The organism is Bosea beijingensis, from assembly GCF_030758975.1.
Classification (GTDB): domain Bacteria; phylum Pseudomonadota; class Alphaproteobacteria; order Rhizobiales; family Beijerinckiaceae; genus Allobosea; species Allobosea beijingensis.
This window is the reverse complement of the sequence record NZ_CP132359.1, coordinates 2504939-2526027: the sequence shown is the minus strand read 5'-3', so window position 1 is coordinate 2526027 and position 21089 is coordinate 2504939. Positions and strand designations below refer to the sequence as shown.

The following is a 21089-nucleotide window of genomic DNA, read 5'->3' as shown; positions in this document are numbered from 1 at the left end:
AGGGAGCGGGATTGCGGGGCGGGTCAAGATCCGGACGGACGAATCGCGTCGCGAGGGCGCTTCAAAGGATACTTCACTTGCCGACCTTCTCGTTGCGCAAGGCGTTGGCGACCTGGTCGACGAGGCGGCGCGGATCGGGATGGCCGTCATATTCGATGACGCCGACATTCAGCGTGTTCTTCAGGACGGTCTGGCCGTCGATCGAGAAATGCGTCGCCGCATAGCTTTCGACGATGCTGCGGGCGAAGACCGCCGCTTCCCTGCCATCCGTCCCGACCCGGATGATCAGGAAGGTCTCCCGGCCCATGCTGAAGACGGTGTCGCTCGAGCGCACGGCGTTGAGCAGCATCGCGGCCGTCTGCTGGACGACCGTATCGGCACCTGCCTCGCCGAGGCGAGCCCGCAGGGTCTCGAACTGCGAGATCTCGAGCATGATCATCGAGAACGCACGGCTCGTCCGCCGGCGCAGCGCGATCTCGCGGGAGATCGCGGCCCTGAGGAACCGCCGATTCAGCAGCCGCGACAGCGGGTCCCTGGCGCTGCCCATGTCGAAGGAATGGCTGAACTGGACACTCAGGAGGTTGTTGATCTGGCCGACGATCTGCCGGATCTCGCGCAGATGCTCCTGGCTGCGCGACGCAGCCCCACCGTCGCGCAGTTGCCGGATATGGGTGTCGGCGTGATCGACGAGCCGGGCGATCGAGGCATATTCCGCGGTCCGGCCGAACAGCAGGTTCGCCCGATGGGAAAACCACAAACCGAATTCGGAGCGGCTGAGCGGCAGGACGCCATCGGCCTCGCCGACGATATGGGAACCGAAAAAGACGGCCTGCGCCCATTCAGCGAGCGACGCCTTCTGCTTTTCCCGCTCGGCACGGAAATCGTGGTCGATCGAGACCTGTCGAAGCGCTTCCTCCGCACGCAGGTTGCGGTCGAGCCCGCTGATATGGGCGGCGGTGATCGCCGCCGTCGCGATATCGACGACACCTGAGACATAGAGCGCGGCCTGGGCGAATTCGTCGCGCGACAGCCGGGTATGCTTGAGATTGTTGTAGATGCCGCGCTTGAACGCCCGCGCCGCGAGCATGCTCAGCGAGGTCGGAATCTGGATGCGAGCATGGGTCGACCCGATCTCGGACTGGCGCATGAGGAACAGCGTCGGGTCAAGCGGCTCCCGCGGGAAGATCTCGACCAGCCACTGCAACAGCGCGCCTCGAAAACGCCTGGCCAGGCTCTCGTTGTCGAACAGGGCCTGGACCCGGATATGACGCGCGAGATCCACCCAGAGCTCGTCGACCAGCTCGCTGGCGAAGTGCTTGACCGTGCTTGCGACCATAGCGCGCACAGGCGCGGGAACATTGCTGCTTAAGGTTGAAATCTCAACCTTCAGTTGCGCAAAATCTTCGTCTTCCCAGAGCGCTGCGCTCAGCATTTCACCTTATCCGGCAGAATAGAGACTCCCGATGAGGTCAATCCGTAGTATCTTACAGTTATCAAACGACAACAAACCTGTGCCAAGTCCATTAAGGTTCTGTTAACACCCGTTAATACATTAACAGACCTTGGTAGAAAAATCCACGCCAATTCACCGAAAGTGGCATGGCCGCCGCAAAAAGTAGACCATAATGGCATCCAGTTTATGAATTTTGTTCCTGCCGTTAAACGCAGCTAACAAACCCTTAACCGCTCCTGCAGACGCCTCCGTTCGTTATTTAACTTGGGTAGAGCTTTCTTCTCTGCGTCACATCGCGCTGGGAACGGGAATGGCTCTCAATTTCTTCACCAAGGACGGCGCTTCCGCGCAGATCGAAGCGATCCATCGATCGCAGGCCGTGATCGAGTTCGACATCACCGGCAAGGTTCTCTCCGCTAACGAAAATTTCCTTACGGCAACCGGCTACCTGCTGGCGGAAATCGTCGGCCGCCCCCACGCCATCTTCCTGCAAAAGGACGAGGCCGAAGCGTCGGCCTACAAGGCGTTCTGGAACGCGCTGCGCCAGGGAGAGCCGCAGGAGGGCCAGTTCCTGCGCGTCCGCAAGGACAGCGCGCCACTTTGGCTCCAGGCGATCTACGCGCCGGTGCTCGGACGCGACGGCAAGCCGACCAGGATCGTCAAGTTCGCCACCGACATCACCACCCAGAAGGCCGAGATCGCCAATTCGGAAGCGCAGATCGCCGCGATCCGCAAATCGCAAGCCGTCATCGAATTCAATCTCGACGGCACCATCCTCGATGCCAACGAGAACTTCCTGAACGCCGTCGGCTACCGCCTCGACGAGATCAAGGGCCAGCATCACCGCCTTTTCATCACACCCGAGCAGCATCAATCTGACGAGTACAAGCGCTTCTGGGCCAAGCTCGGCCGCGGCGAATACGACGAGGGAGAGTATCTGCGCATCGGCAAGGGAGGGCGCCGGGTCTGGATCCAGGCGACCTATAATCCGATCCTCGATTCGGCCGGGCGGCCGTACAAGGTGGTGAAATTCGCCTCCGACATCACCGCACGGCGACGCGAGCAGGAAGCGCTCCAGCTCACGGTCGCCGAGACCCAACAGGTCGTCGCCGCCGCCAAGCAGAAGAACCTCAATCCGCGCATCGAGATGACCGGCAAGGACGGCGACCTGCGCAATCTCTGCGAAGGCGTGAACGCCCTGATCGAAACGCTCTGCGACGTCGTGACCACGACGGCCGACATTTCCGGCACGCTCGCGGCCGGCTCCACGACGATCAACCAAGACAGCCGCAACCTCGCGCAGCGGACCGAGGAACAGGCCTCCTCGCTGGAGGAGACGGCGGCCACGACCGAGGAGCTCGCGGCTTCCGTCAAGCAGAGCGCGGCGCGGGCACAGGACGCGACGATGCTCGGCGAGAAAGCCAATGCCATCGCCAATCGCGGCGGCGATATCGTCAGCGCGGCGATCACGGCGATGGAGCGCATCGAGCGCGCATCGAGCAACATCGCCGAGATCATCAACGTCATCGACACGATCGCCTTCCAGACCAACCTGCTGGCCCTGAACGCAGCCGTCGAGGCGGCGCGGGCGGGCGAGGCGGGGCGGGGCTTCGCTGTGGTCGCCTCGGAAGTCCGGGCGCTGGCCCAGCGCTCCAGCGATTCGGCCAACGACATCAAGAAGCTGATCACGGATTCGGCCGCGGAGGTCGCGGCCGGCGTGAAGCTGGTCCAGGATGCCGGCGCCGCGCTGACCGAGATCGTACAATCCTCGCGGCAGGTCTCCACCGCGCTCGCGGATATCTCGATCGCCTCGCAGGAGCAGGCGAACGGGATCGAGGAGGTCGCCAAGGTCGTGGCCCATCTCGACGAGATGACCCAGCAGAACGCCACGATGGTCGAGCAGAGCCAGGCCGTCGCCGGCACGCTCGAGAATTCGGCGAAGCGGCTTCAGTCCCTCGTCACCTCCTTCCAGATCCCGCTGGAACGGCTGAGCGGCAAGGCCGACAGCGGCGCCTTCAGCCGGCCTGCCCCGATTGAAGCCGTACCCGCGACCGAACCCGCCAGGCTGCAACGCAAGGTGCTGCGCGCGATGAACGGCCGCGACGACTGGGCGGAGTTCTGATGCCCTCCGCGCCCGATCCCATGTCCATCTCGACCGAGGACGGGCCGCAAAGCGGCACCAACCGGCCCACTTGCGAGGACAACGCCGTGAATCAGGACCTCAGCAACTGCATCGCCGGGCTCGCCAGCGCGCAGATCAGCCTGTTCGGCATCCTGTTCAAGCATCTGGAGAACCGCCTGGGTAGCGAGATCCGACGCGATTTCGCCGACGAGCTCAGCCGAATCATCGCCATCTCCGAACAGAGCGGACAGCAGATCCAGCCGTTCCAGCGCATCGTCTTCGAGCACATCGCCGACTGGCTGAAATCCTCCGAACGCGGCTGGACGCCGGTCGTGATCGACGGGGCGAAGGCGGCACAGGCCATGGCGCGCGCGCCAGCGCCAACAGGCCCAAAAGCGCCCAAAAGCTGAAAATTCCAAGGGAAATTGGAGCGGGCGATCGGGATCGAACCGACGACATTCAGCTTGGGAAGCTGACGTTCTACCACTGAACTACGCCCGCATGCCTTTCACGCTGGCGAAGCAACGTGCGGCAGGCCCGCGTTCATAGCGGGTCCGGACCCAAGTGTCATCCGGGAATCGCCGGTGATTGTGGGAAGACGCGAGCGGGTGACCGCTCAGCCCTTGAAGTGCTTGGAGAGCTTCAGGGCCTGGCCCTGGTAGTTGGACTTGAGATCGGCGCCGTAAAGCGCTTCGGGACGGGCGGCCATGCTCTCATAAACGAGGCGGCCGACGATCTGGCCGTCCTCGATGATGAAGGGCACGTCGCGGGAGCGGACCTCCAGCACGGCGCGCGCGCCCTGGCCGCCGGCGGCGCGATGGCCGAAGCCGGGGTCGAAGAAGCCGGCATAGTGGACGCGGAACTCGCCGACGAGCGCATCGAAGGGCGTCATCTCGGCGGCATAGTCCGGCGGGACATGCACAGACTCCTTGGAGGCGAGGATGTAGAACTGGCCGGGATCGAGGATCATGCTGCCCGACCCGTCGTCGTGGATCGGCTCCCAGAAATCGGCGGGCCGATAGGCACCCACACGATCGACATCGATCAGCGCCGTGTGATGCTTGCCGCGATAGCCGAGCAGGCCGTCGAAGCCCGAGAGATCGACGCTGACGGCGACGCCGCCCTGGAAGGAGGGCTCGGCCGCGCTGACCAATGTCTCGCGGGCATGAACCTCGCCAAGCGCGCGGTCGTCGAGCCGGGTCTCGCCGGCGCGGAAGCGGATCTGCGAGAGACGCGAGCCGGAGCGGACCAGCACCGGGAAGGTGCGCGGCGAGATCTCGATGAAGAGCGGGCCTTCATAACCGTCCTCGACGAGGTCGAATTCGCGGGCGCGATCGGTGATGACGCGGGTGAAGACGTCGAGGCGGCCGGTCGAGCTCTTCGGATTGGCGGCGGCGCGCAGGCCCTTGGGCAGGCGCAGGCCTTCCATCAGCTCGGCGATATAGACGCAATCGGTCTCCAGCACCGCGCCCTGCGTCAGGTCGATCTCGTGCAGCGAGAGGTCCTCGATCCGGCTGCGCACCGTGCGCTCCGGGCCGGGCAGGAACGAGGCGCGGACGCGATAGGCCCGCGCGCCCAGGCGCAGGTCGAGGCTCGCGGGCTGGATCTGCCCCTCGGCCGGCGGCTTGGCGAGCGTGATCGCCCCCGCCTCGATGAAGGCGCGGATGGAGCTGTCAGGCTGGATGCCGGGCTTGAAGGTCAGCATGCGCGTTCCGCAGGGGATAATCGGTCATAGCTAGCGAACGCGGCCGTGAAGGCCAAGCATGGCGGATGCGAGGCATGCGTGGGCCAAGGGGTTGTCCACGCCAGAATCACCGCATCCCCGCATTGACGCTGGCGCCGGCTGGCCGATAACACATCACGGCGGCACAGCCGCGACCGGCCGAAGCGGAGCCTTCGATGTACCAGGCCCAGACGCATGGCGTGCGTGTGACCGCAGCGCCCAGTTTCATGGATGCGGAATCCTCGCATGCGCAGGGCCGCTATTTCTGGGCGTATCAGATCGAGATCGTGAACCTCTCGACGCAGACCGTGCAGTTGATGACCCGGCACTGGTTCATCACCGACGGGCGCGGCGAGGTCCATGAGGTCCGCGGCGAGGGCGTCGTCGGCAAGCAGCCGGTGCTGCGGCCGGGCGAGAGCTTCAACTACACTTCGGGCTGCCCGCTGACGACGCCTGACGGCTCGATGCACGGATTCTACGCCATGCAGGATGAAAACGGCACGATCTTCGATGTCGAGGTGCCGCTCTTCCCGCTCGATTCCCCCTATGTGAAGAAGGTTCTGCATTGACCGCCTCCGCTCCAGCCGGGCAGCGCTTTACGCCGCTCGAGATGCTCGCCCGCCTCGTCGCCTTCGACACGGTGAGCGACAAGTCCAACCTGGCCCTGCTCGATTTCGTCGAGGACTACCTCACCGGCTGGGGCGTCTCCTCCGTGCGCTTCCCGAACGAGACCGGCGACAAGGCCGCCCTGTTCGCGACCGTCGGCCCGCAGGATCGCGGCGGCGTCGTCCTCTCCGGCCATACCGATGTCGTGCCGGTCGCGGGCCAGGCCTGGAGCCGCGATCCGTTCACGCTGCATGTCGCGGATGGCAAGGCCTATGGCCGTGGCGCCGTCGACATGAAGGCCTTCCTGGCGCTCGGGCTGGCGCTGGTGCCGGATTTCCTGGCGGCGAACCTCAAGACGCCGATCCATCTCTTCCTGTCCTATGACGAGGAGGTGACCTGCCTCGGCGTGGTCGACGGCATCAATGCCATGGGCAAGACCCTGCCGCGGCCGCGCGCCGTCATCGTCGGCGAACCGACCATGCTCGACATCTGCGACGCGCATAAGGGCGTCAGGACTTTCCAGACCGTGGTGAAGGGTTTTGCCGCCCATTCCTCCAAGCCGCAGCTCGGCGCCAGCGCCGTCCATGCCGGCGCGCTGCTCGCCGCCGAGCTCGACCAGATGGCCGAGGATGCCCAGAAGCGGCCGGACACGAGCGGCCGCTTCGACCCTCCCTACGACACCGTCCATATCGGCACCTTCCATGGCGGCATCGCCCGCAACATCCTGGCCGATCGCAGCGAGATCCTCTGGGAGATCCGGACGGTGCCGAGCTCCGATCCCGAGGCCGGCCCGGCTCGTTTCGCAAAGGCGGCCGACAAGGTGCTGGCGCGGATGCGGACGACCGCACCGAGTTCCGCGATCGATACGCAGATGACCTCGGACGTGCCGGGGCTGGCGCCCGATCCGGGCTCGGAGGCCGAGCGGCTCGCCATGCGGCTCTCCGGCCGCAATCACACGATCGCCGTCGCCTATGCCACCGAGGCCGGGCATTTCCAGCATGCCGGGCTGCCCACCGTTGTCTGCGGCCCCGGCTCGATCGACCAGGCACACCAGCCGGACGAATACATCACGCTGGAGCAATTGGCGGCCGGCGAGGCCTTCATGCGCAAGCTGATGGCGGAGTGCCAGGCGGGGTAAGTTACTCGCCGAGCCGAAATCTCGCGCTCGTCATGCTCGCCCTTGTGGCGAGCATCCAAGTCCTGCACACCGCATGGCATCGATGAAGACGTGGATGGTCGGGACAAGCCCGACCATGACGGGAGCGGCGTGCTAAAACGCCTACTGCCCCGCCGCCTGCCCGTCCTCGACCTCGGCCGGATCGAAGGAATAGCGCCGCGAGCAGAATTCGCAGGTGACGCCGAGCTTGCCGTCATCGGCGATCATCGCCTTGCGATCTTCCGGCACGAAACCGCGCAACATCGAAAGCACCCGCTCGCGCGAGCAGCGGCAAGCCTCGTGGACGGTGACCGGCTCGAAGACGCGGGCACCACGCTCGTGGAACAGGCGATAGAGCAGCCGCTCGCTCTCCAGCGTCGGATCGAGCAGTTCGTGATCCTCGACCGTCTCGACCAGCGAGCGCGCCTCCATCCAGGCATCGTCGGCGATGCCGTCCGGGTCGGCATTGGCGAGAATCTCGTGGCCTTCGGGCGCGTCGCCGGGATGGATGTCGGCCGCGCGCAGACGGTCCGGCGAATGCGGCATGAACTGCACGAGGATGCCGCCGGCGCGCCATTGCGGGCGCCCGCCCGTCGTGACGGTGCCGACGCCGAGGCGGACCCGCGTCGGGATCTGCTCGGACTGCCGGAAATACTGATGCGCAGCCTCTTCGAGGCTTTGGCCGTTCAGTGCGACGATGCCCTGGTAACGCGTCGTGGCCGAACCCTGGTCGACGGTCATGGCGAGATGACCCTCGCCGAGCAGTTCGCCGGTCGAGACCTTGTCGAGCGCGATCGCCTCGATGAGCTTGGCCTCGTCGACATGGGCGACGGCGCGGAAATTGTCGGGCGCGTTGAAGTCGACGACCATCATGGTGATGGCGCCGTCGCTCTTGGTCTGGAGCTGGAAGCGGCCCTCGAATTTCAGCGCCGTGCCGAGCAGGACGGTGAGCGCCGCAGCCTCCCCGAGCGCGCGCGAGACGGGCTCGGGATAGCCGTGGCGATCGAGGATCGTGTCGATCGACGCACCCAGCCGCACGACGCGGCCGCGCACGTCGAGATCGGGCACGGCGAAGGGGATGACCCGATCGTCGAGCCCGGCGGTGCTCATGGTCTCGTCCACGGCCATCAGGCCGCGACTCCGCCGAAGCACCAGGCAAGAATGCCCTTCTGCGCATGCAGGCGGTTCTCGGCCTCGTCGAAGACCGCCGATTGCGGGCCGTCCATGATCGCGTCCGTCACTTCCTCGCCGCGCGAGGCCGGCAGGCAATGCATGAAGATCGCGTCCTTCTCGGCGCGCTCCATCAGCCTGTCGTCGACCTGATAGGGCCGCAGCAGGTTGTGGCGGGTGCCTTCCTCGTCGCCCATCGAGACCCAGCAATCGGTGATGACGCAATCGGCGCCCTCGACCGCTTCCTCGGGCCGGCTGGTCAGCTTGATCCTGGCGCCCTGCTTCTTCGCCCAGGCGATCAGGGCCGGCGGCGGCGCCAGTTCCTCGGGCGTCGCGACGGCCAACTCGAAATCGAGCCGGCCGGCGGCATGGACCCAGGAGGTCAGCACGTTGTTGGTGTCGCCGGTCCAGGCGATGCGCTTGCCCTCGATTGCGCCCTTGCGCTGCTCGAAGGTCATGACATCGGCCATGACCTGGCAGGGATGCTGGCGCTTCGTCAGGCCGTTGATCACCGGAACCGTCGCGTATTTCGCCATCTCGACCAGCGAGTCGTGATCGAGGATGCGGATCATGATCGCGTCGACATAGCGCGAGAGCACGCGGGCCGTGTCTGCGATGGTCTCGCGCTCGCCGAGCTCGATCTCATGGCCGGCGACCATCATCGGTGAGCCGCCGAGCTCGCGGATGCCCACGTCGAAGGAGACGCGGGTGCGCAAGGACGGCTGCTCGAAGATGGTCGCGACGACCTTGCCCTCGAGCAGGCGGTCGCCGGCTGCGGCGGGGGTACGGCGTCGCGCCTTGATCTCCTCGCCCGTGCGCAGGATCGCGCGCAGCTCGCTGCCGGAGAAATCGGAGAGATCGAGGAAATGGCGCGTCACGGGCGCTTCCTTACGCTTCGCTGGTGTGGGTCTTGCGGGTGAACTTATTCGGCGGCCGGGCGCTTCAGCGTGGCCTCGATGCCGCTTGCCGCCTTGTCGAGACGCGACACGGCTTCGGCGACATCGGCCTCGGTGATGATCAGCGGCGGCAGCAGACGCACGACATTGTCGCCGGCACCAACGACGAGCAGGCCGTTGGCGCGGGCTTCGTTGACGAAGTCGGTGTTCAGCGTGTGGAGCTTGAGGCCGAGCATCAGGCCCTCGCCGCGGATCTCGGCGATGACCTCGGGATGCTTGTCCTTAAGCTCGGCCAGCGACTGCTTCAGCCGCAGTGCGATCTGACCGACGCGCTCGATGAAGCCGGGCGCCAGCACGACGTCGAGCACGGCATTGCCGACCGCCATGGCGAGCGGGTTGCCGCCGAAGGTGGTGCCATGGGTGCCGAGCGTCATGCCCGAGGCCGCCTCCTCGGTTGCGAGGCAGGCGCCCATCGGGAAGCCGCCGCCGATACCCTTTGCGATCGACATGATGTCGGGCGAGATGCCGTACTGCTCATGGGCGAAGAACTTGCCGGTGCGGCCGACGCCGGTCTGAATCTCGTCGAAGATCAGCATCAGGCCCTGCTCGTCGCAGAGATCACGCAGCAGCTTGAGGAAGCGGGCCGGCACCGAGCGCAGGCCGCCCTCGCCCTGGATCGGCTCGATCATCAGCGCAGCGGTCTCGGGCGTGATCGCGGCGCGCAGCGCCTTCTCGTCGTCGAAGGGCACCTGGTCGAAGCCGTCGACCTTGGGGCCGAAGCCGTCGATGTATTTCTGCTGGCCGCCGGCGGCGATGGTCGCCAGCGTCCGGCCGTGGAAGGCGCCTTCGAAGGTGATGATGCGATAGCGCTCGGGATGGCCCTTCGCGGCATGGTACTTCCGCGCCATCTTGATGGCGCACTCGTTCGCCTCGGCACCCGAATTGGTGAAGAAGACGCGTTCGGCGAAGGTCGCCTCGCAGAGCCGGCGGGCCAGCCGCTCGCCATCCGGCGCGCCGTAGAGGTTCGAGGTGTGCCAGATCTTGCCGGCCTGCTCGGTCAGCGTCTTGACGAGATGCGGATGGGCGTGGCCGAGCGCGTTGACCGCGATGCCGGCGCCGAAATCGAGATAGCGGGTGCCGTCGGCGGTGATCGCCCAAGGGCCCTCGCCGCGCTCGAAGGCGACGGGAGCGCGGGCATAGGTCGGGACGAGCACGGACTGGCTGGCGGAAACAGGGGCGGGAGCCATGAGACGAAGATCCTCGCGAGGGGGGCGGGTGAGAAACGGATTGGCGCTGAACGGAGAACGACGATCCGGGATGGATGCTGCAGGCATGCAGCCACGATAAGACCCGGTGACGACGTTATCGTCGCACCCAGCTCCCGATCTCTCGTCGCGCCGTCATCCGCATCGTGGGAACCTTGATCCGCCAAACATAAGCGCCGCCCGAGCAGGGCGGCGTCACCTTGTGGATAAATATGCTTAAGGCGGCCTCGACTGTCAATTCAATGCCGCAGGGACAGTGTTGCCGAAAGGATTCGCTTGACGACGCAATCGCGAATCGCCTGGGGAAAAGCCCAATTCAGATTCGCCGACTCTTGTTCGCGAGTCACCGCAGCTTGTATGGTCGGCTTCGTCAGATACGACATTTCGTGCGGCGCCTCCTGTACCGTCTGTTGCGGCAGCAACGGCTTTGTCTCAGCGACAAAAGCCGCCGGTCCCGGATTCCGTCACGAAGCGCCCTTAAAGGCGGGTCCCGCAAGGAACCGGCCGGACAAGACAGGTGATGCGGATGAACGAAGCCGGAGCATGGACGGAAGAGCGCGTCGAGCAGCTCAAGAAGCTCTGGAGCGACGGGCTGAGCGCCAGCCAGATCGCCGCCGAGCTGGGTAACGTCACGCGCAACGCGGTGATCGGCAAGGTCCACCGCCTCGGCCTCTCGGGCCGAGCCAAGAGCGCGGCACAGCCCGCCGCGCCGCGCAGCACCACCCCGCGCAAGGCGCCGGCCCGCTCGCCGAGCCATCCGATGGCGACGCCCGCGCCGACGCGCGGCGCCCATGCGCTGGCGCCCGACTTCGCCCCCGAGGCGGAGATCGAGGTCGAACCCGCCCCCGCTCTGTCCGAGGACGTGGTGATCCCGTTCTCCGAGCGCGTCACCATCATGGACCTGCGCGAGTATATGTGCCGCTGGCCGATGGGCGATCCCACGACCCCGGATTTCCGCTTCTGCGGGGCGCGCTCGCAGACCGGCCTGCCCTATTGCAGCCATCACGCCCGCATCGCGTACCAGCCCGCCGCCGACCGCCGGCGCGACCGGAGCAAGGTCCGGGCTTGATCGGATTTCAGAGTATCGCATAAGGAAAACCGGCCGAAAGGCCGGTTTTTTGTTGCCTGAGCTCTGCGAGGTTGGAGGCCGTCGCCTCACAGCCTCCGCTTCTTCTCCAGCGAGCGGCTCCAGCGCGAAAGCGCGAAGCAGATCAGCCAGTAGATCGCGCCCGAGAAGACATAGGCCTCCATGTTCATGCCGACCCAGTTGGGGTCGGCGAGCGAGGCCTGCGCGATGCCGAGCAGGTCGAGGATCGAGACGACCAGAACCAGCGTCGTGTTCTTGATCAGCGCGATGAACTCGTTGGTCATCGCCGGCAGCGAGATGCGCAAAGCCTGCGGCAGCACGATCAGGCCGGTCGCCTTCCAGTAGTTGAGGCCGAGCGCCGTCGCCGCCTCGCGCTGGCCCCTGGGCAAGGCCTGCAGGCCGCCGCGGACCGCTTCCGCCATATAGGCGGCAATGACGAAGCCGAGACCGATCACTGCGCGCGCCAGGCGGTCGATGCCGATGCCGCCGGGCAGGATCAAGGGCAGCAGGAGCGACGCCAGGAAGATCACCGCGATGATCGGCACGCCGCGCCAGAACTCGATGAAGATGACGCTGATCAGCCGGATAATCCGCAGTTCCGATTGCCGGCCCAGCGCGAAGAGGATGCCGAGCGGGATCGCGATCAGGCTCGCATAGATCGAGATGAACAGGGTCAGCATCAGCCCACCCCACTCGCGCGTCTCGATATAGCGCAGGCCGAAGCCGCCGGAGAGCAGCCAGATCCCAAGCGGCGGCAGGATGACCAGCATCGCAACGGCGAGCTTCAGGCGCAGGCGCTGCGGTGCGAAGACCACCGAAAGGATGCCCGCGAGGGTCAGGATGCCGGCGATGTCGACGCGCCAGCGCTGGTCGACCGGGTAGAGCCCGTACATGAACTGGCCGAAACGGGCACGGATGAAGACCCAGCAGGCGCCGCCGGGGGCACAATCGGCCCGCGTCGAGCCGAGCCAGGTGGCGTCGATCACCGCCCAGCGGATCAGCGGGATGGCGATCCAGGCGATCAGCACGACCAGCACCACGCTGGTGAAGCCGGTGAAGGGCGTACCGAACAGGCGCTCGCGCCAGAGGGAGAGGGAGGAAACGCGGGTCATCGCGTCACCAGGGCAATGCGGGCATTGTACCAGTTCATCAGCGCGGAGACCGCGAGGCCGATGACCAGATAGACCGCGAGCGTCATGGCGATGATCTCGATCGCCTGGCCGGTATTGTTGAGCGCCGAGCCCATGAACAGGCTGACCACGTCGGGATAGGCGATCGCCGCGCCGAAGGACGAGTTCTTGAGCACGTTGAGATATTGGTTTGTCAAGGGCGGGGTCATCACGCGCAGGGCCTGCGGAATGACGACGAGGCTTAAGATTCGCCCGGGCCGGAGGCCCAGCGCCGAGGCGGCCTCGCTCTGGCCCTTCGCCACGGATTCGATGCCGCCGCGCACGATCTCGGCGATGAAGCCGGCCGTGTAGGTGACCAGCGCCGCGAGCAGTGCGACGAATTCGGGGATGACGACGAAACCGCCGCGATAGTTGAAGCCGCGCAGCACGGGAATGTCCCAGCGCGTGGCGAGGCTGGCCCAGGCGATGGCGAGCGCGGGGACCACGACGATCAGGCCGAGACCGATGGCGAGCAGCGGGGCATCCTGCCCGGTGCGCTCCTTGCGCTTGCGCGCCCAGGCGCTGGCCAGCCAGTAGCCGACCCAGGAAACGAGGATCACCAGTGCCGCCCAGCGGAAATTGCCGGGCGCATCGGGCAGCGGAATGGTGATGCCGCGGTTGTTGAGGAAGGCGACGCCGAACAGGCTGATGCTCTGGCGCGGCTGCGGCAGGGCGGCGATGACGCCGAAATACCAGAACAGCACGAAGAACAAGAGCGGGATGTTGCGGACGAACTCGATATAGGCGCCGGCGATGGTCGAGAGCAGCCAGTGCGAGGACAGCCTGGCAATGCCGATGGCGAAGCCGAGCAGCGTCGCCAGCGCGATCGCGATCACCGTCACCAGCATGGTGTTGGCGACGCCGACCCAGAACAGCGCGAAGATGTCGTCGGACTGGGTGTAGCCGGTCAGGACGAAGGGCACCTCGATGCCCGATGTCCGCCAGAGGAAGTCGAAGCCCGAGGCGATGCCGGCCTTGACCATGTTCTCCGAGGCGTTGCGCACGAAGAACACGGTGAGGCCGACGAGCAGCACGATCAGGGCGATCTGGTAGAACCAGTCCCGGACGCGCTTGTCGTTGATGAAGGATAGGACGTTCATGCCGCGAGGCCTTCGCAACTTGCGTCGGATACGTGCGGCCATCCCGGGCCGAGCGAAGCGAAGACCCGAGATCCATGCCGGAACGGTTCAGGCATGGACCCCGGATCGGCCGGCTGACGCCGCTTGTCCGGGATGACGCGCTGGCGGGAGGCGCTAGGCGTCCGCTCTCACTGGAACGGCGGGGTGAAGAGCAGGCCGCCCTTGGTCCAGAGCTGGTTCTGGCCGCGCTCGAGCTTTAGCGGGGAGCCCATGCCGACGGTGCGCTCATAGCTCTCGCCGTAATTCCCGACCTGCTTGATGGCGTTGTACATCCAGTCGTTCGAGAGCCCCATCATCGCGCCGAAGCCACCCTCGGCGCCGAGCAGGCGGCGCACTTCGGTGTTCTTCGAATTGGCCTTCATCTCGTCGACATTCTTGGAGGTGACGCCGAGCATCTCCGCCGCGATCGTGCCGTTCAGCACCCAGCGCACGATCAACTGCCAGCGCTCGTCGCCCCAGCGGGTCACCGGGCCCTGCGGATCGTTCGAGATTGGCTGGGTCAGGATGACGTGCTCGTCGGGGTTCTTGAGCTTGGCGCGCTGGCCGGCGAGCGCGCCGACGCCGGCGGTGTAAGCGTCGCAGCGACCCGCATCATAGGCGGCGATGGCGTCGTCGTTTTTCTGGAAATTGGTGATGGTGGTCTTGAGGTTGCGCTCGCGGAACCAGTCGGCGGCGTTCTTCTCCTCGGTCGAGCCGGCGGCGACGCAAACCGAGGCGCCGTCGAGGCCGGCGGCATCCTTCACACCGGCCGACTTGCGGACGATGAAGGTCTGGCCCTCGTAGAAGTTGATGCCCTGGAAGTTGAGGCCGAGCGTGGCGTTGCGCGAGAAGGTGATGGTCGAGTTGCGCGAGAGCACGTCGACCTGGCCCGATTGCAGGATCGGCCAGCGCTGCTGCACCGAGGTCGGGGTGTACTTGACCTTGTTGGCGTCGCCGAACACCGCGGCGGCCAGCGCCTTGCAGTAATCCACATCGAGCCCGCTCCACTCGCCCTTGTCATTGGCGAAGGAGAAGCCGGGCAGGCCGAGATGCACGCCGCATTCGAGATTGCCGCGCGCCTTGACGGCGTCGAGCGTCGGGCTCGGCGCAAGCTGCTGCGCCTGCGCCACCGAAGCTCCCGCAGCGAGCAAAACCGCCGCTCCCAAAATCCTGATCGTCATAGTCCGTCTCCCCGAAGCCGTCGGCGGCTTTCTGTGTTGCGGGGCGACTATGCAACAGACGCAAGGAAAGCGGTAGCGGCGGAAATGCCAATCTGCGTCAGTTGCCGAAGATGGTGTTGAGCTGGCTGCCCACCATGATGAAGGTGGTGCGCTTGGGCACCTCCTTCAGACGGACGGCGCCGATATAGGTCATCGCCGAGCGCACGCCGCCCATCAACTCCTGCATCGTGCTCTCGACCGGGCCGCGATAGGGCACCTCGACGGTCTTTCCCTCGGAGGCCCGGTATTTGGCGACACCGCCGGAATACTTGTTCATCGCCGTGTCCGAGGACATGCCGTAGAAGGTCATCGCGACCGGCACCTTCCTGCCGTCGCGTTCCTCGTAGCGGATCTCGCCCTCGCATTCGTCATGGCCGGCGAGCATGCCGCCCATCATCACGAAATCGGCGCCGCCGCCATAGGCCTTGGCGACGTCGCCGGGCACGGTGAGGCCACCATCGCCGCAGACGAAGCCCTTGAGGCCGTGGGCGGCATCGGCGCACTCGATGATGGCGGAGAGCTGCGGGTAGCCGACGCCGGTCATCTTGCGGGTGGTGCAGACCGAACCGGGCCCGATGCCGACCTTGACGATATCGGCGCCAGCCAAGATCAGCGCCTCGGTCATGTCGCCGGTCACGACATTGCCGGCCATGATCGCCGCATCCGGGAAGGCGGCGCGCGTCGCCTTGACCGTGTCGACGAATTTCTCGGTATAGCCGTTGGCGACGTCGAGGCAGATCTTGGTGATCGGCGACTGGGCGTGGACCGCCTTCAGCTTATCGTGGTCGGAATCGGTGGTGCCCAGCGAATAGAAAGTGTTGGCCGAGCCCGGCTCGCGGAAGAAGGCGATCAATTGCTCGGCGCTGTAATGCTTGTGCAGGGCGACCATGGCGCCGTGCTTCAGCAGCGCGCGGGCTATCGCCATGGTGCCGACCACGTCCATGTTGGCGGCGATCAGCGGAAAACCCTTCCACTCCCGCCCCGTATGGGCGAAGCGGAAAGAGCGCTCGACATCGACCTCGGCGCGGCTGCCCAGCGTCGAGCGCTTCGGGCGAATCAGCACGTCGCGGAAATCGAGCTTCGGGTCGTTTTCGATGCGCATGACCTTGCCTCTGGCTGTCGCGCCGCGGGCTCGAGACCCTGCGGCCGCACGCGGGAGAGGCGTGCGCCGATTCATAGCGCCCGGGACGGGGCCGGCGCAATCCCGGCTGCTCAGACCGGGGCTGGCGGCGGCGCGACCCTGCGGGCGTTCTTGCGGATCGTGTAGAGCGTCGCGCCGATGACGACGGCCGCGCCGAGCCATGTGGTGAGCGTGGGAATCTCGGCGAAGAAGACGAAGCCGGTGAAGCTCGCCAGCAGCAGGCGGCTGAAGTCGAGCGGTGCCAGCGCCGCCGCCTCGCCAACCTGATAGGCGCGGGTGATCAGCCATTGCCCGGCGGTGCCGAACAGGCTGAGCGTGATCAGCCAGAACCATTGATTGGGCGTCGGCGCCTGCCACCAGAGAAAGGTCGGCACGGCCAGGAGCACGATCAGGACGATGCCCTGGTAGAGCAGAATCGTATCGGTGCGCTCGCTGGCGGCGAGCTTGCGGACGCTGACGGTGATCGCGGCGCCGCAGATCGCGCCAGCGACCGCGAGCAGGGCGTAGATGTCGAGCCCTTCCGAACTCGGGCGCAGCATGATCAGCACGCCGATGAAGCCGATCACGGTCGCGGCCCAACGCCGGCCGTCGACCACCTCCTTGAGGAAGAGCACCGCGGCGATGGTGACGAAGAGGACCTGGCTGAAGCCGATCGCGGTGGCCTGGGCGAGCGGGATCTTGATGACCGCGGTGAAGCCGCAGAGCATCGAAAGCAGCGTGACCACGCTGCGGAAGATCTGCAGGCCGAGCCTGTCGGTATGCAGCGCCTGGCGCAGGCTGCCGGCGGCGAAGAGCAGCAGGATCGCGGTCATGATCACCTGCCGGATCAGCAGGATCTGCACGAGCGGGATGCCCTGGCCGACATGCTTGATGCCGGCGACCATCACGGCATAGACGAGCATCGCCGCGAACATGAAGACCGAGCCGCGCAGATTCGGGCTCGCGCCGCGCCACCAATAGCGCAGGCGCTGCCTGCGGCTGTCGAGCCAGCCGGTCCGGCCTGCCTTCGCGCCATCAGGCGGCGTCGCCTCGACGATCGGGACGGAATGCGTTGATCCGGGCTCGGGAGACGCGGAAGCGGCCGGCTCGTGCCAGGGGGCATAGCCCTCGAAACCCGGCCGGCCCTGCCGGCCGGACTGCCGTTCCTCGCTCATCACCCTCAACCAGTGGTCGGCGGCCGATGACCGGCCCGGCATTTCATCCCTAGCGCCAATTCATTGAGGAAACGTCGCAATTCGGCCAATGACAATCCAACATGGCCGCGTTGTCCCGGCCGCGCGACGCGCAGGGGCGACATACCCGGCGCGGACTGTGCAAGGGCGCCGACAGCCTCTAGGAGGAACCCGAAAGGGACTTGCCGCTTGACGCTTCGGGACCGCCCCTCCTCCTGCCTCCGGGCCATGGCAACCGACCGGCCGATCCGGCGCGGTGGAACCGGCCGATGAAGGTTCTGCTCGACGATTTCCTGGGCGGCCTGCGCCAGCTTGGCCCGAACCGCTTTCCCTATCGCCGCTTTGCCCTGGCGCTCGCGCTCGGCGGGCTCGGCGGCTGGCTCTTCGTGCAGGCCAAGCTGCCGCTGCCCTGGATGCTGGGCTCGATGGTGTTCTGCACCTTTGCCGCCTTGATCAACCTGCCCGTCGCTGCGCCAGCCGTGATCCGCCCGCCGATGACGGCGGTGATCGGCGTGATGCTTGGCGCCGCCTTCAAGCCGGAGGTGGTCTCGCAACTGCCGAACTGGCTGCCGACGCTCGCCGGGCTCGTGCTGTTCATGGTCGCTTGCGGGCTGTGCTGCGTCAGCTATTTCCGCCGCGTCGCCGGATTCGATCCTGTCACAGCCTTCTTTTCGGGCATGCCGGGCGGCCTGATCGAGATGGTCACGGTCGGCGAGGAGAAGGGCGGCGATGCCCGCATCATCGCGCTGATCCATTCGGCCCGCATCCTGCTCGTCGTGATGACGCTGCCCTTCATCGTGCAGTGGATCGGCGGCGTCACGCTGAGCGGCGGGCGCGTCGCCGGGCCTTCGATTGCGCAGACTCCACTCGGTTCCGAGCTCTGGCTGATCGGCTGCGGCATCGCCGGTGTGATCGTCGGGCACCTCCTACGGATGCCGGCGAAATACCTGCTCGGCCCGATGCTGGTCAGCGCGATCGTGCATGTCACGGGCCTGAGCGCCGCGATGCCGCCGTCGGAGATCGTCAATGCGGCGCAGCTCGTGCTCGGCGTGACGATCGGCTGCCGCTTCGTCGGCACGCCCCCGCGCATCATCCTGCGCGTGCTCCTGCTCTCGGTCGGATCGACTGCGATCCTGCTGGCCCTGACACTCGGCTTCGCCTGGCTCGTCGCCCTCGTGTCCGTGCATGGCCACGTACCGCTGATCCTGGCCTATTCGCCCGGCGGCCTCGCCGAGATGAGCCTGATCGCGCTGGCGCTCCACACCGAAGTCGCCTTCGTCGCGGCCCATCACATCATCCGCGTCTTCCTGGTGATGGTCTCGGCCGGGCCGATCTTCGGCCTGATCGGCCGCCGGAACCGGGCTGCGGCGGAATAGGCGCGTTCAGCCCAGAGCGGCGGCGAGGCCCCGCGCGAGGCCATCTGCAAGGGCCGCGCGCTGCCCCCTCATGAAGGCAGCGCCGTCGACGCGCTGCCGGCCTCCGGCGCGGATCGCCGTGACGCGCTCCGTCAGAGCCCGGGCATAGTCCTCGGCCGTGTCGACGATGGTGAAATTGGCCGGCAGCGCCGTGAAACCGCGGCAGGACAAGGTCGTCGCCACCGCCGGCAGGCCGAGCTGCATCGCCTCGATCGTCTTGAGCTGCACGCCGGTTCCCGCCCGACTCGATAGCGCGATCAGCCGGCAGGAGCGCAGAAAATGCTCGGCCGAGGGCACGCGCCCGACCAGGGTCACACCGAGCGACGTCCGCAACTCGGGCGGCACGCGGCCGGCGACGGCGATGCGGATATCGTCCGGCAGGAGCGGGCAGACCTCGCGCAGAAACCATTCAAGGCCGATCAGATTGGGGCCCCAGGTCCAGGTACCGATCAGACCGATATCGAAGGCTGGGGCCTCTCCGAGATCATGGGGCGGGGCCGCAGCCGGGTTTCCGGAGACCAGCGGCAAGGCACAGGATTTCTCCCTATAGGCGGCGCCGAGCGCCTGCCGGTCCTCCTCGGCCAGCGTCCAGACGAAGCGCGCCTCGTCCCAGAGTCGCCGCTCCAGCCGCTCCAGCAGGCGTGCCTCGCGCCCATAGAGCCGACGCAGGATCGGATTGTCGGCATGCTCGGCATTCTGGCGGGCCGAGACATGTTCGATATTGTGCTCGACGAGGATGCAGGGCGCGATCCGCAGCAGCTCGGGAAAGGCACCGGGCAGCATCACCGAATTCAGCACCAGCGCATCGAAGGGGCCATGCGCCCGCACGGCCTCGACGAGACGGCCTGCTCCCGCGAGCCTGAGCTTCGCGCAAGCCACCGGCAACCCGAGCCGGGCGGCAGCGGCCAGCCAGCGCAGCTTCTGCGCGGCGGGCACCACCGCATTCTCGATATCGGTCTCGGCGACCACGACCGCCTGCTCCGGATCGGCCGGGGCCTCGCCGGGGCGCAGGAAGCCGATCGCCGTGACAGCGTGACCGGCCTCGCGCAACGCCGAGAGGATCGCCGCATTGGCGATCTCGAAGCCGGTATCGGGCCGGCCGACGGGGATGAGCGAGGTCAGGAAAGCAAGGCGCAAGGCGAGAGCTCGTCGGCAGATGCTACTCCACTCCTCCCATTGCCCGGACAGGTCAAGCTGCGCCGCCGGCTATGATCAATGGGAGCTGGCAGGATCAGCCGTTCTTTCGAGGAAGGCGAACACCGAACCTTAAGCTGCCGCAGCCTAGCTTGCAGGCCGATGACCATGGCCAGCCAGACATCCGAAAGCGCAACGGAAGGCGGGCGGGACCAGCCCGCCGGGCCGGCTTTCGGCACGCCCGAGAGCTTTGCGGTGGTGGCCAGCTCAGCGCCGGAGGCGCTGGCAGAAATTACGAGCGTCGTCTGCGTCCCGACCTTCAAGCGCCCGGACATGCTGGAAGCGACATTGCGGTCGCTCGCCGGCCAAAAGGGCGGGCATGATTTCGCGGTGATCGTGGTCGAGAACGAAGGGGTCGAGCGGGCCGGTGCCATCCGCGCCAGCGCTCTGCTCGCCAACGGGCTGTTCAAGGGCCTCGTCATCGTCGAGCCGCGCCAGGGCAATTGCAAAGCCTATAACGCCGCCTGGCGCTGCGCGCTGACGCGTTTCCCGGCGCTGGAACATCTGCTCGGCATCGACGATGACGAAGAGGCCGAGCCCGGCTGGCTCGATGCCTTCGTCACGGCGGCCGGCACGGCGCCGGCCGAATTGTTCGGCGGATCGGTGACGGCCGTCTTCGCCGATACCTCGCGCGCGTGGCTTTCGGCGCATCCGGTGTTCCGCTCGCATTACGGAACGAGCGGACCGGTGCCGATGCTGTATTCGAGCGCCAATTACCTGATCCGGCGCAGCGTGCTCGACAGGCTGGGCTTCCCCTTCCTCGACGAGAGCTTCGACTTCACCGGCGGCGGCGACACGGATTTCTTCACCCGCGCCAAGGCCGCCGGCTTCCGCTTCTGGTGGGTGCAGGAGGCGGCGCAGCGCGAGACCATGCCGGCGCGAAGGAGCGAATTCGCCTGGATCAACGCGCGCGGCCTGCGCAACGGCTCGATCTCGGCTGCGATCGAGAGGCGGCAGAAGCCCGGCGCGGCCGGGCGGCTACGGGTAATGGCGAAATCGCTGGCCCTGCTCGCGGCGTCAATCCCGCGTGGGCTGGCGCTCGGTTTCCAGACCCGCTCCGGGCTGATCGGGCTCTACCATGCGCAGGTCGCGATCGGCCGCCTGATGTCTGAATTCGGCGTCGCCAACGAGCAGTACCGCAAACCCGAGAAGAACTGACCCGGCTTTCGCCGCAGCAGGTCC

General features: G+C 66.4%; 18 protein-coding genes and 1 tRNA gene. 7 read left to right on the top strand and 12 right to left on the bottom strand.

Annotated features, from left to right (window positions below; genetic code table 11):
- Positions 1 to 73: 73 nt before the first annotated feature.
- Positions 74 to 1336: a GGDEF domain-containing protein gene (locus tag Q9235_RS12135; RefSeq protein WP_306227573.1), complete on the bottom strand. Its 1263-nt coding sequence runs from the start codon at positions 1334 to 1336 to the stop codon at positions 74 to 76.
- A gap of 310 nt (positions 1337 to 1646) precedes the next feature.
- On the opposite strand from Q9235_RS12135, the gene Q9235_RS12130 reads away from it, so the two are divergent.
- Both Q9235_RS12130 and Q9235_RS12125 read left to right on the top strand, forming a co-directional pair.
- The gene (locus Q9235_RS12130; RefSeq protein WP_306227572.1) at positions 1647 to 3575 is read left to right on the top strand and encodes a methyl-accepting chemotaxis protein; all 1929 of its coding nucleotides are present in this window, start codon (positions 1647 to 1649) and stop codon (positions 3573 to 3575) included.
- A complete protein-coding gene (locus Q9235_RS12125) occupies positions 3575 to 3985 on the top strand; it encodes a hypothetical protein (protein ID WP_306227569.1) in 411 nt (136 codons plus the stop codon). The genes Q9235_RS12130 and Q9235_RS12125 overlap by 1 nt, the downstream gene beginning before the upstream one ends.
- A 16-nt stretch (positions 3986 to 4001) precedes the next feature.
- Here Q9235_RS12125 and Q9235_RS12120 read toward each other — a convergent pair.
- Together Q9235_RS12120 and Q9235_RS12115 are read right to left on the bottom strand one after the other, a co-directional pair.
- Positions 4002 to 4076, bottom strand: a tRNA-Gly gene (locus Q9235_RS12120).
- A gap of 115 nt (positions 4077 to 4191) precedes the next feature.
- Entirely contained in the window at positions 4192 to 5280 is a 1089-nt protein-coding gene (locus Q9235_RS12115) for a 2'-deoxycytidine 5'-triphosphate deaminase (RefSeq protein WP_306227567.1), read from the bottom strand.
- 194 nt (positions 5281 to 5474) lie between these two features.
- On the opposite strand from Q9235_RS12115, the gene apaG reads away from it, so the two are divergent.
- Both apaG and argE read left to right on the top strand, forming a co-directional pair.
- Positions 5475 to 5867, top strand: a complete 393-nt coding sequence (gene apaG, locus Q9235_RS12110; RefSeq protein ID WP_306227564.1) for a Co2+/Mg2+ efflux protein ApaG — start codon at positions 5475 to 5477, stop codon at positions 5865 to 5867.
- 41 nt (positions 5868 to 5908) lie between these two features.
- A complete protein-coding gene (gene argE, locus Q9235_RS12105) occupies positions 5909 to 7042 on the top strand; it encodes an acetylornithine deacetylase (RefSeq protein WP_422678369.1) in 1134 nt (377 codons plus the stop codon).
- Between the two features lie 141 nt (positions 7043 to 7183).
- On the opposite strand, the gene Q9235_RS12100 is transcribed toward argE, so the two are convergent.
- From Q9235_RS12100 to Q9235_RS12090, 3 genes are read right to left on the bottom strand one after another with little or no spacing between them, the layout of a single operon-like run.
- Complete coding sequence (locus Q9235_RS12100) at positions 7184 to 8188, bottom strand: Hsp33 family molecular chaperone (protein ID WP_306227560.1); 1005 nt, start codon at positions 8186 to 8188, stop codon at positions 7184 to 7186.
- Positions 8188 to 9108: an ornithine carbamoyltransferase gene (gene argF, locus Q9235_RS12095; RefSeq protein WP_306227559.1), complete on the bottom strand. Its 921-nt coding sequence runs from the start codon at positions 9106 to 9108 to the stop codon at positions 8188 to 8190. The genes Q9235_RS12100 and argF overlap by 1 nt, the downstream gene beginning before the upstream one ends.
- Positions 9109 to 9152: 44 nt before the next feature.
- A complete protein-coding gene (locus Q9235_RS12090; RefSeq protein ID WP_306227558.1) occupies positions 9153 to 10373 on the bottom strand; it encodes an aspartate aminotransferase family protein in 1221 nt (406 codons plus the stop codon).
- Between the two features lie 544 nt (positions 10374 to 10917).
- On the opposite strand from Q9235_RS12090, the gene Q9235_RS12085 reads away from it, so the two are divergent.
- Positions 10918 to 11460 carry a GcrA family cell cycle regulator gene (locus tag Q9235_RS12085; protein ID WP_306227555.1) on the top strand — a complete coding sequence of 181 codons (543 nt, stop codon included), beginning with the start codon at positions 10918 to 10920 and terminating at the stop codon, positions 11458 to 11460.
- 86 nt (positions 11461 to 11546) lie between these two features.
- On the opposite strand, the gene Q9235_RS12080 is transcribed toward Q9235_RS12085, so the two are convergent.
- From Q9235_RS12080 to Q9235_RS12060, 5 genes are all read right to left on the bottom strand, one after another.
- Entirely contained in the window at positions 11547 to 12590 is a 1044-nt protein-coding gene (locus Q9235_RS12080; protein WP_306227552.1) for an amino acid ABC transporter permease, read from the bottom strand.
- Positions 12587 to 13747, bottom strand: coding sequence for an amino acid ABC transporter permease (locus Q9235_RS12075; RefSeq protein WP_306227550.1), 1161 nt, complete (start codon positions 13745 to 13747; stop codon positions 12587 to 12589). Before Q9235_RS12075 ends, Q9235_RS12080 begins: the two co-directional genes overlap by 4 nt.
- Before the next feature lie 167 nt (positions 13748 to 13914).
- On the bottom strand, positions 13915 to 14946 hold the full coding sequence (locus Q9235_RS12070) for an amino acid ABC transporter substrate-binding protein (RefSeq protein ID WP_306227547.1): 1032 nt from the start codon (positions 14944 to 14946) through the stop codon (positions 13915 to 13917).
- A gap of 97 nt (positions 14947 to 15043) precedes the next feature.
- Positions 15044 to 16087 (bottom strand): GMP reductase, encoded by a 1044-nt coding sequence (locus Q9235_RS12065; RefSeq protein WP_306227544.1) that lies wholly within the window; start codon positions 16085 to 16087, stop codon positions 15044 to 15046.
- Positions 16088 to 16197: 110 nt separating this feature from the next.
- Entirely contained in the window at positions 16198 to 17280 is a 1083-nt protein-coding gene (locus Q9235_RS12060; RefSeq protein WP_306227541.1) for a DMT family transporter, read from the bottom strand.
- 287 nt (positions 17281 to 17567) lie between these two features.
- On the opposite strand from Q9235_RS12060, the gene Q9235_RS12055 reads away from it, so the two are divergent.
- A complete protein-coding gene (locus tag Q9235_RS12055) occupies positions 17568 to 18674 on the top strand; it encodes an AbrB family transcriptional regulator (RefSeq protein ID WP_306227539.1) in 1107 nt (368 codons plus the stop codon).
- 6 nt (positions 18675 to 18680) lie between these two features.
- On the opposite strand, the gene Q9235_RS12050 is transcribed toward Q9235_RS12055, so the two are convergent.
- Complete coding sequence (locus Q9235_RS12050) at positions 18681 to 19850, bottom strand: glycosyltransferase (RefSeq protein ID WP_306227536.1); 1170 nt, start codon at positions 19848 to 19850, stop codon at positions 18681 to 18683.
- Positions 19851 to 20015: 165 nt separating this feature from the next.
- Here Q9235_RS12050 and Q9235_RS12045 point away from each other — a divergent pair, with 165 nt between their 5' ends.
- Positions 20016 to 21065 carry a glycosyltransferase family 2 protein gene (locus Q9235_RS12045; protein WP_306227534.1) on the top strand — a complete coding sequence of 350 codons (1050 nt, stop codon included), beginning with the start codon at positions 20016 to 20018 and terminating at the stop codon, positions 21063 to 21065.
- Positions 21066 to 21089: the final 24 nt, after the last annotated feature.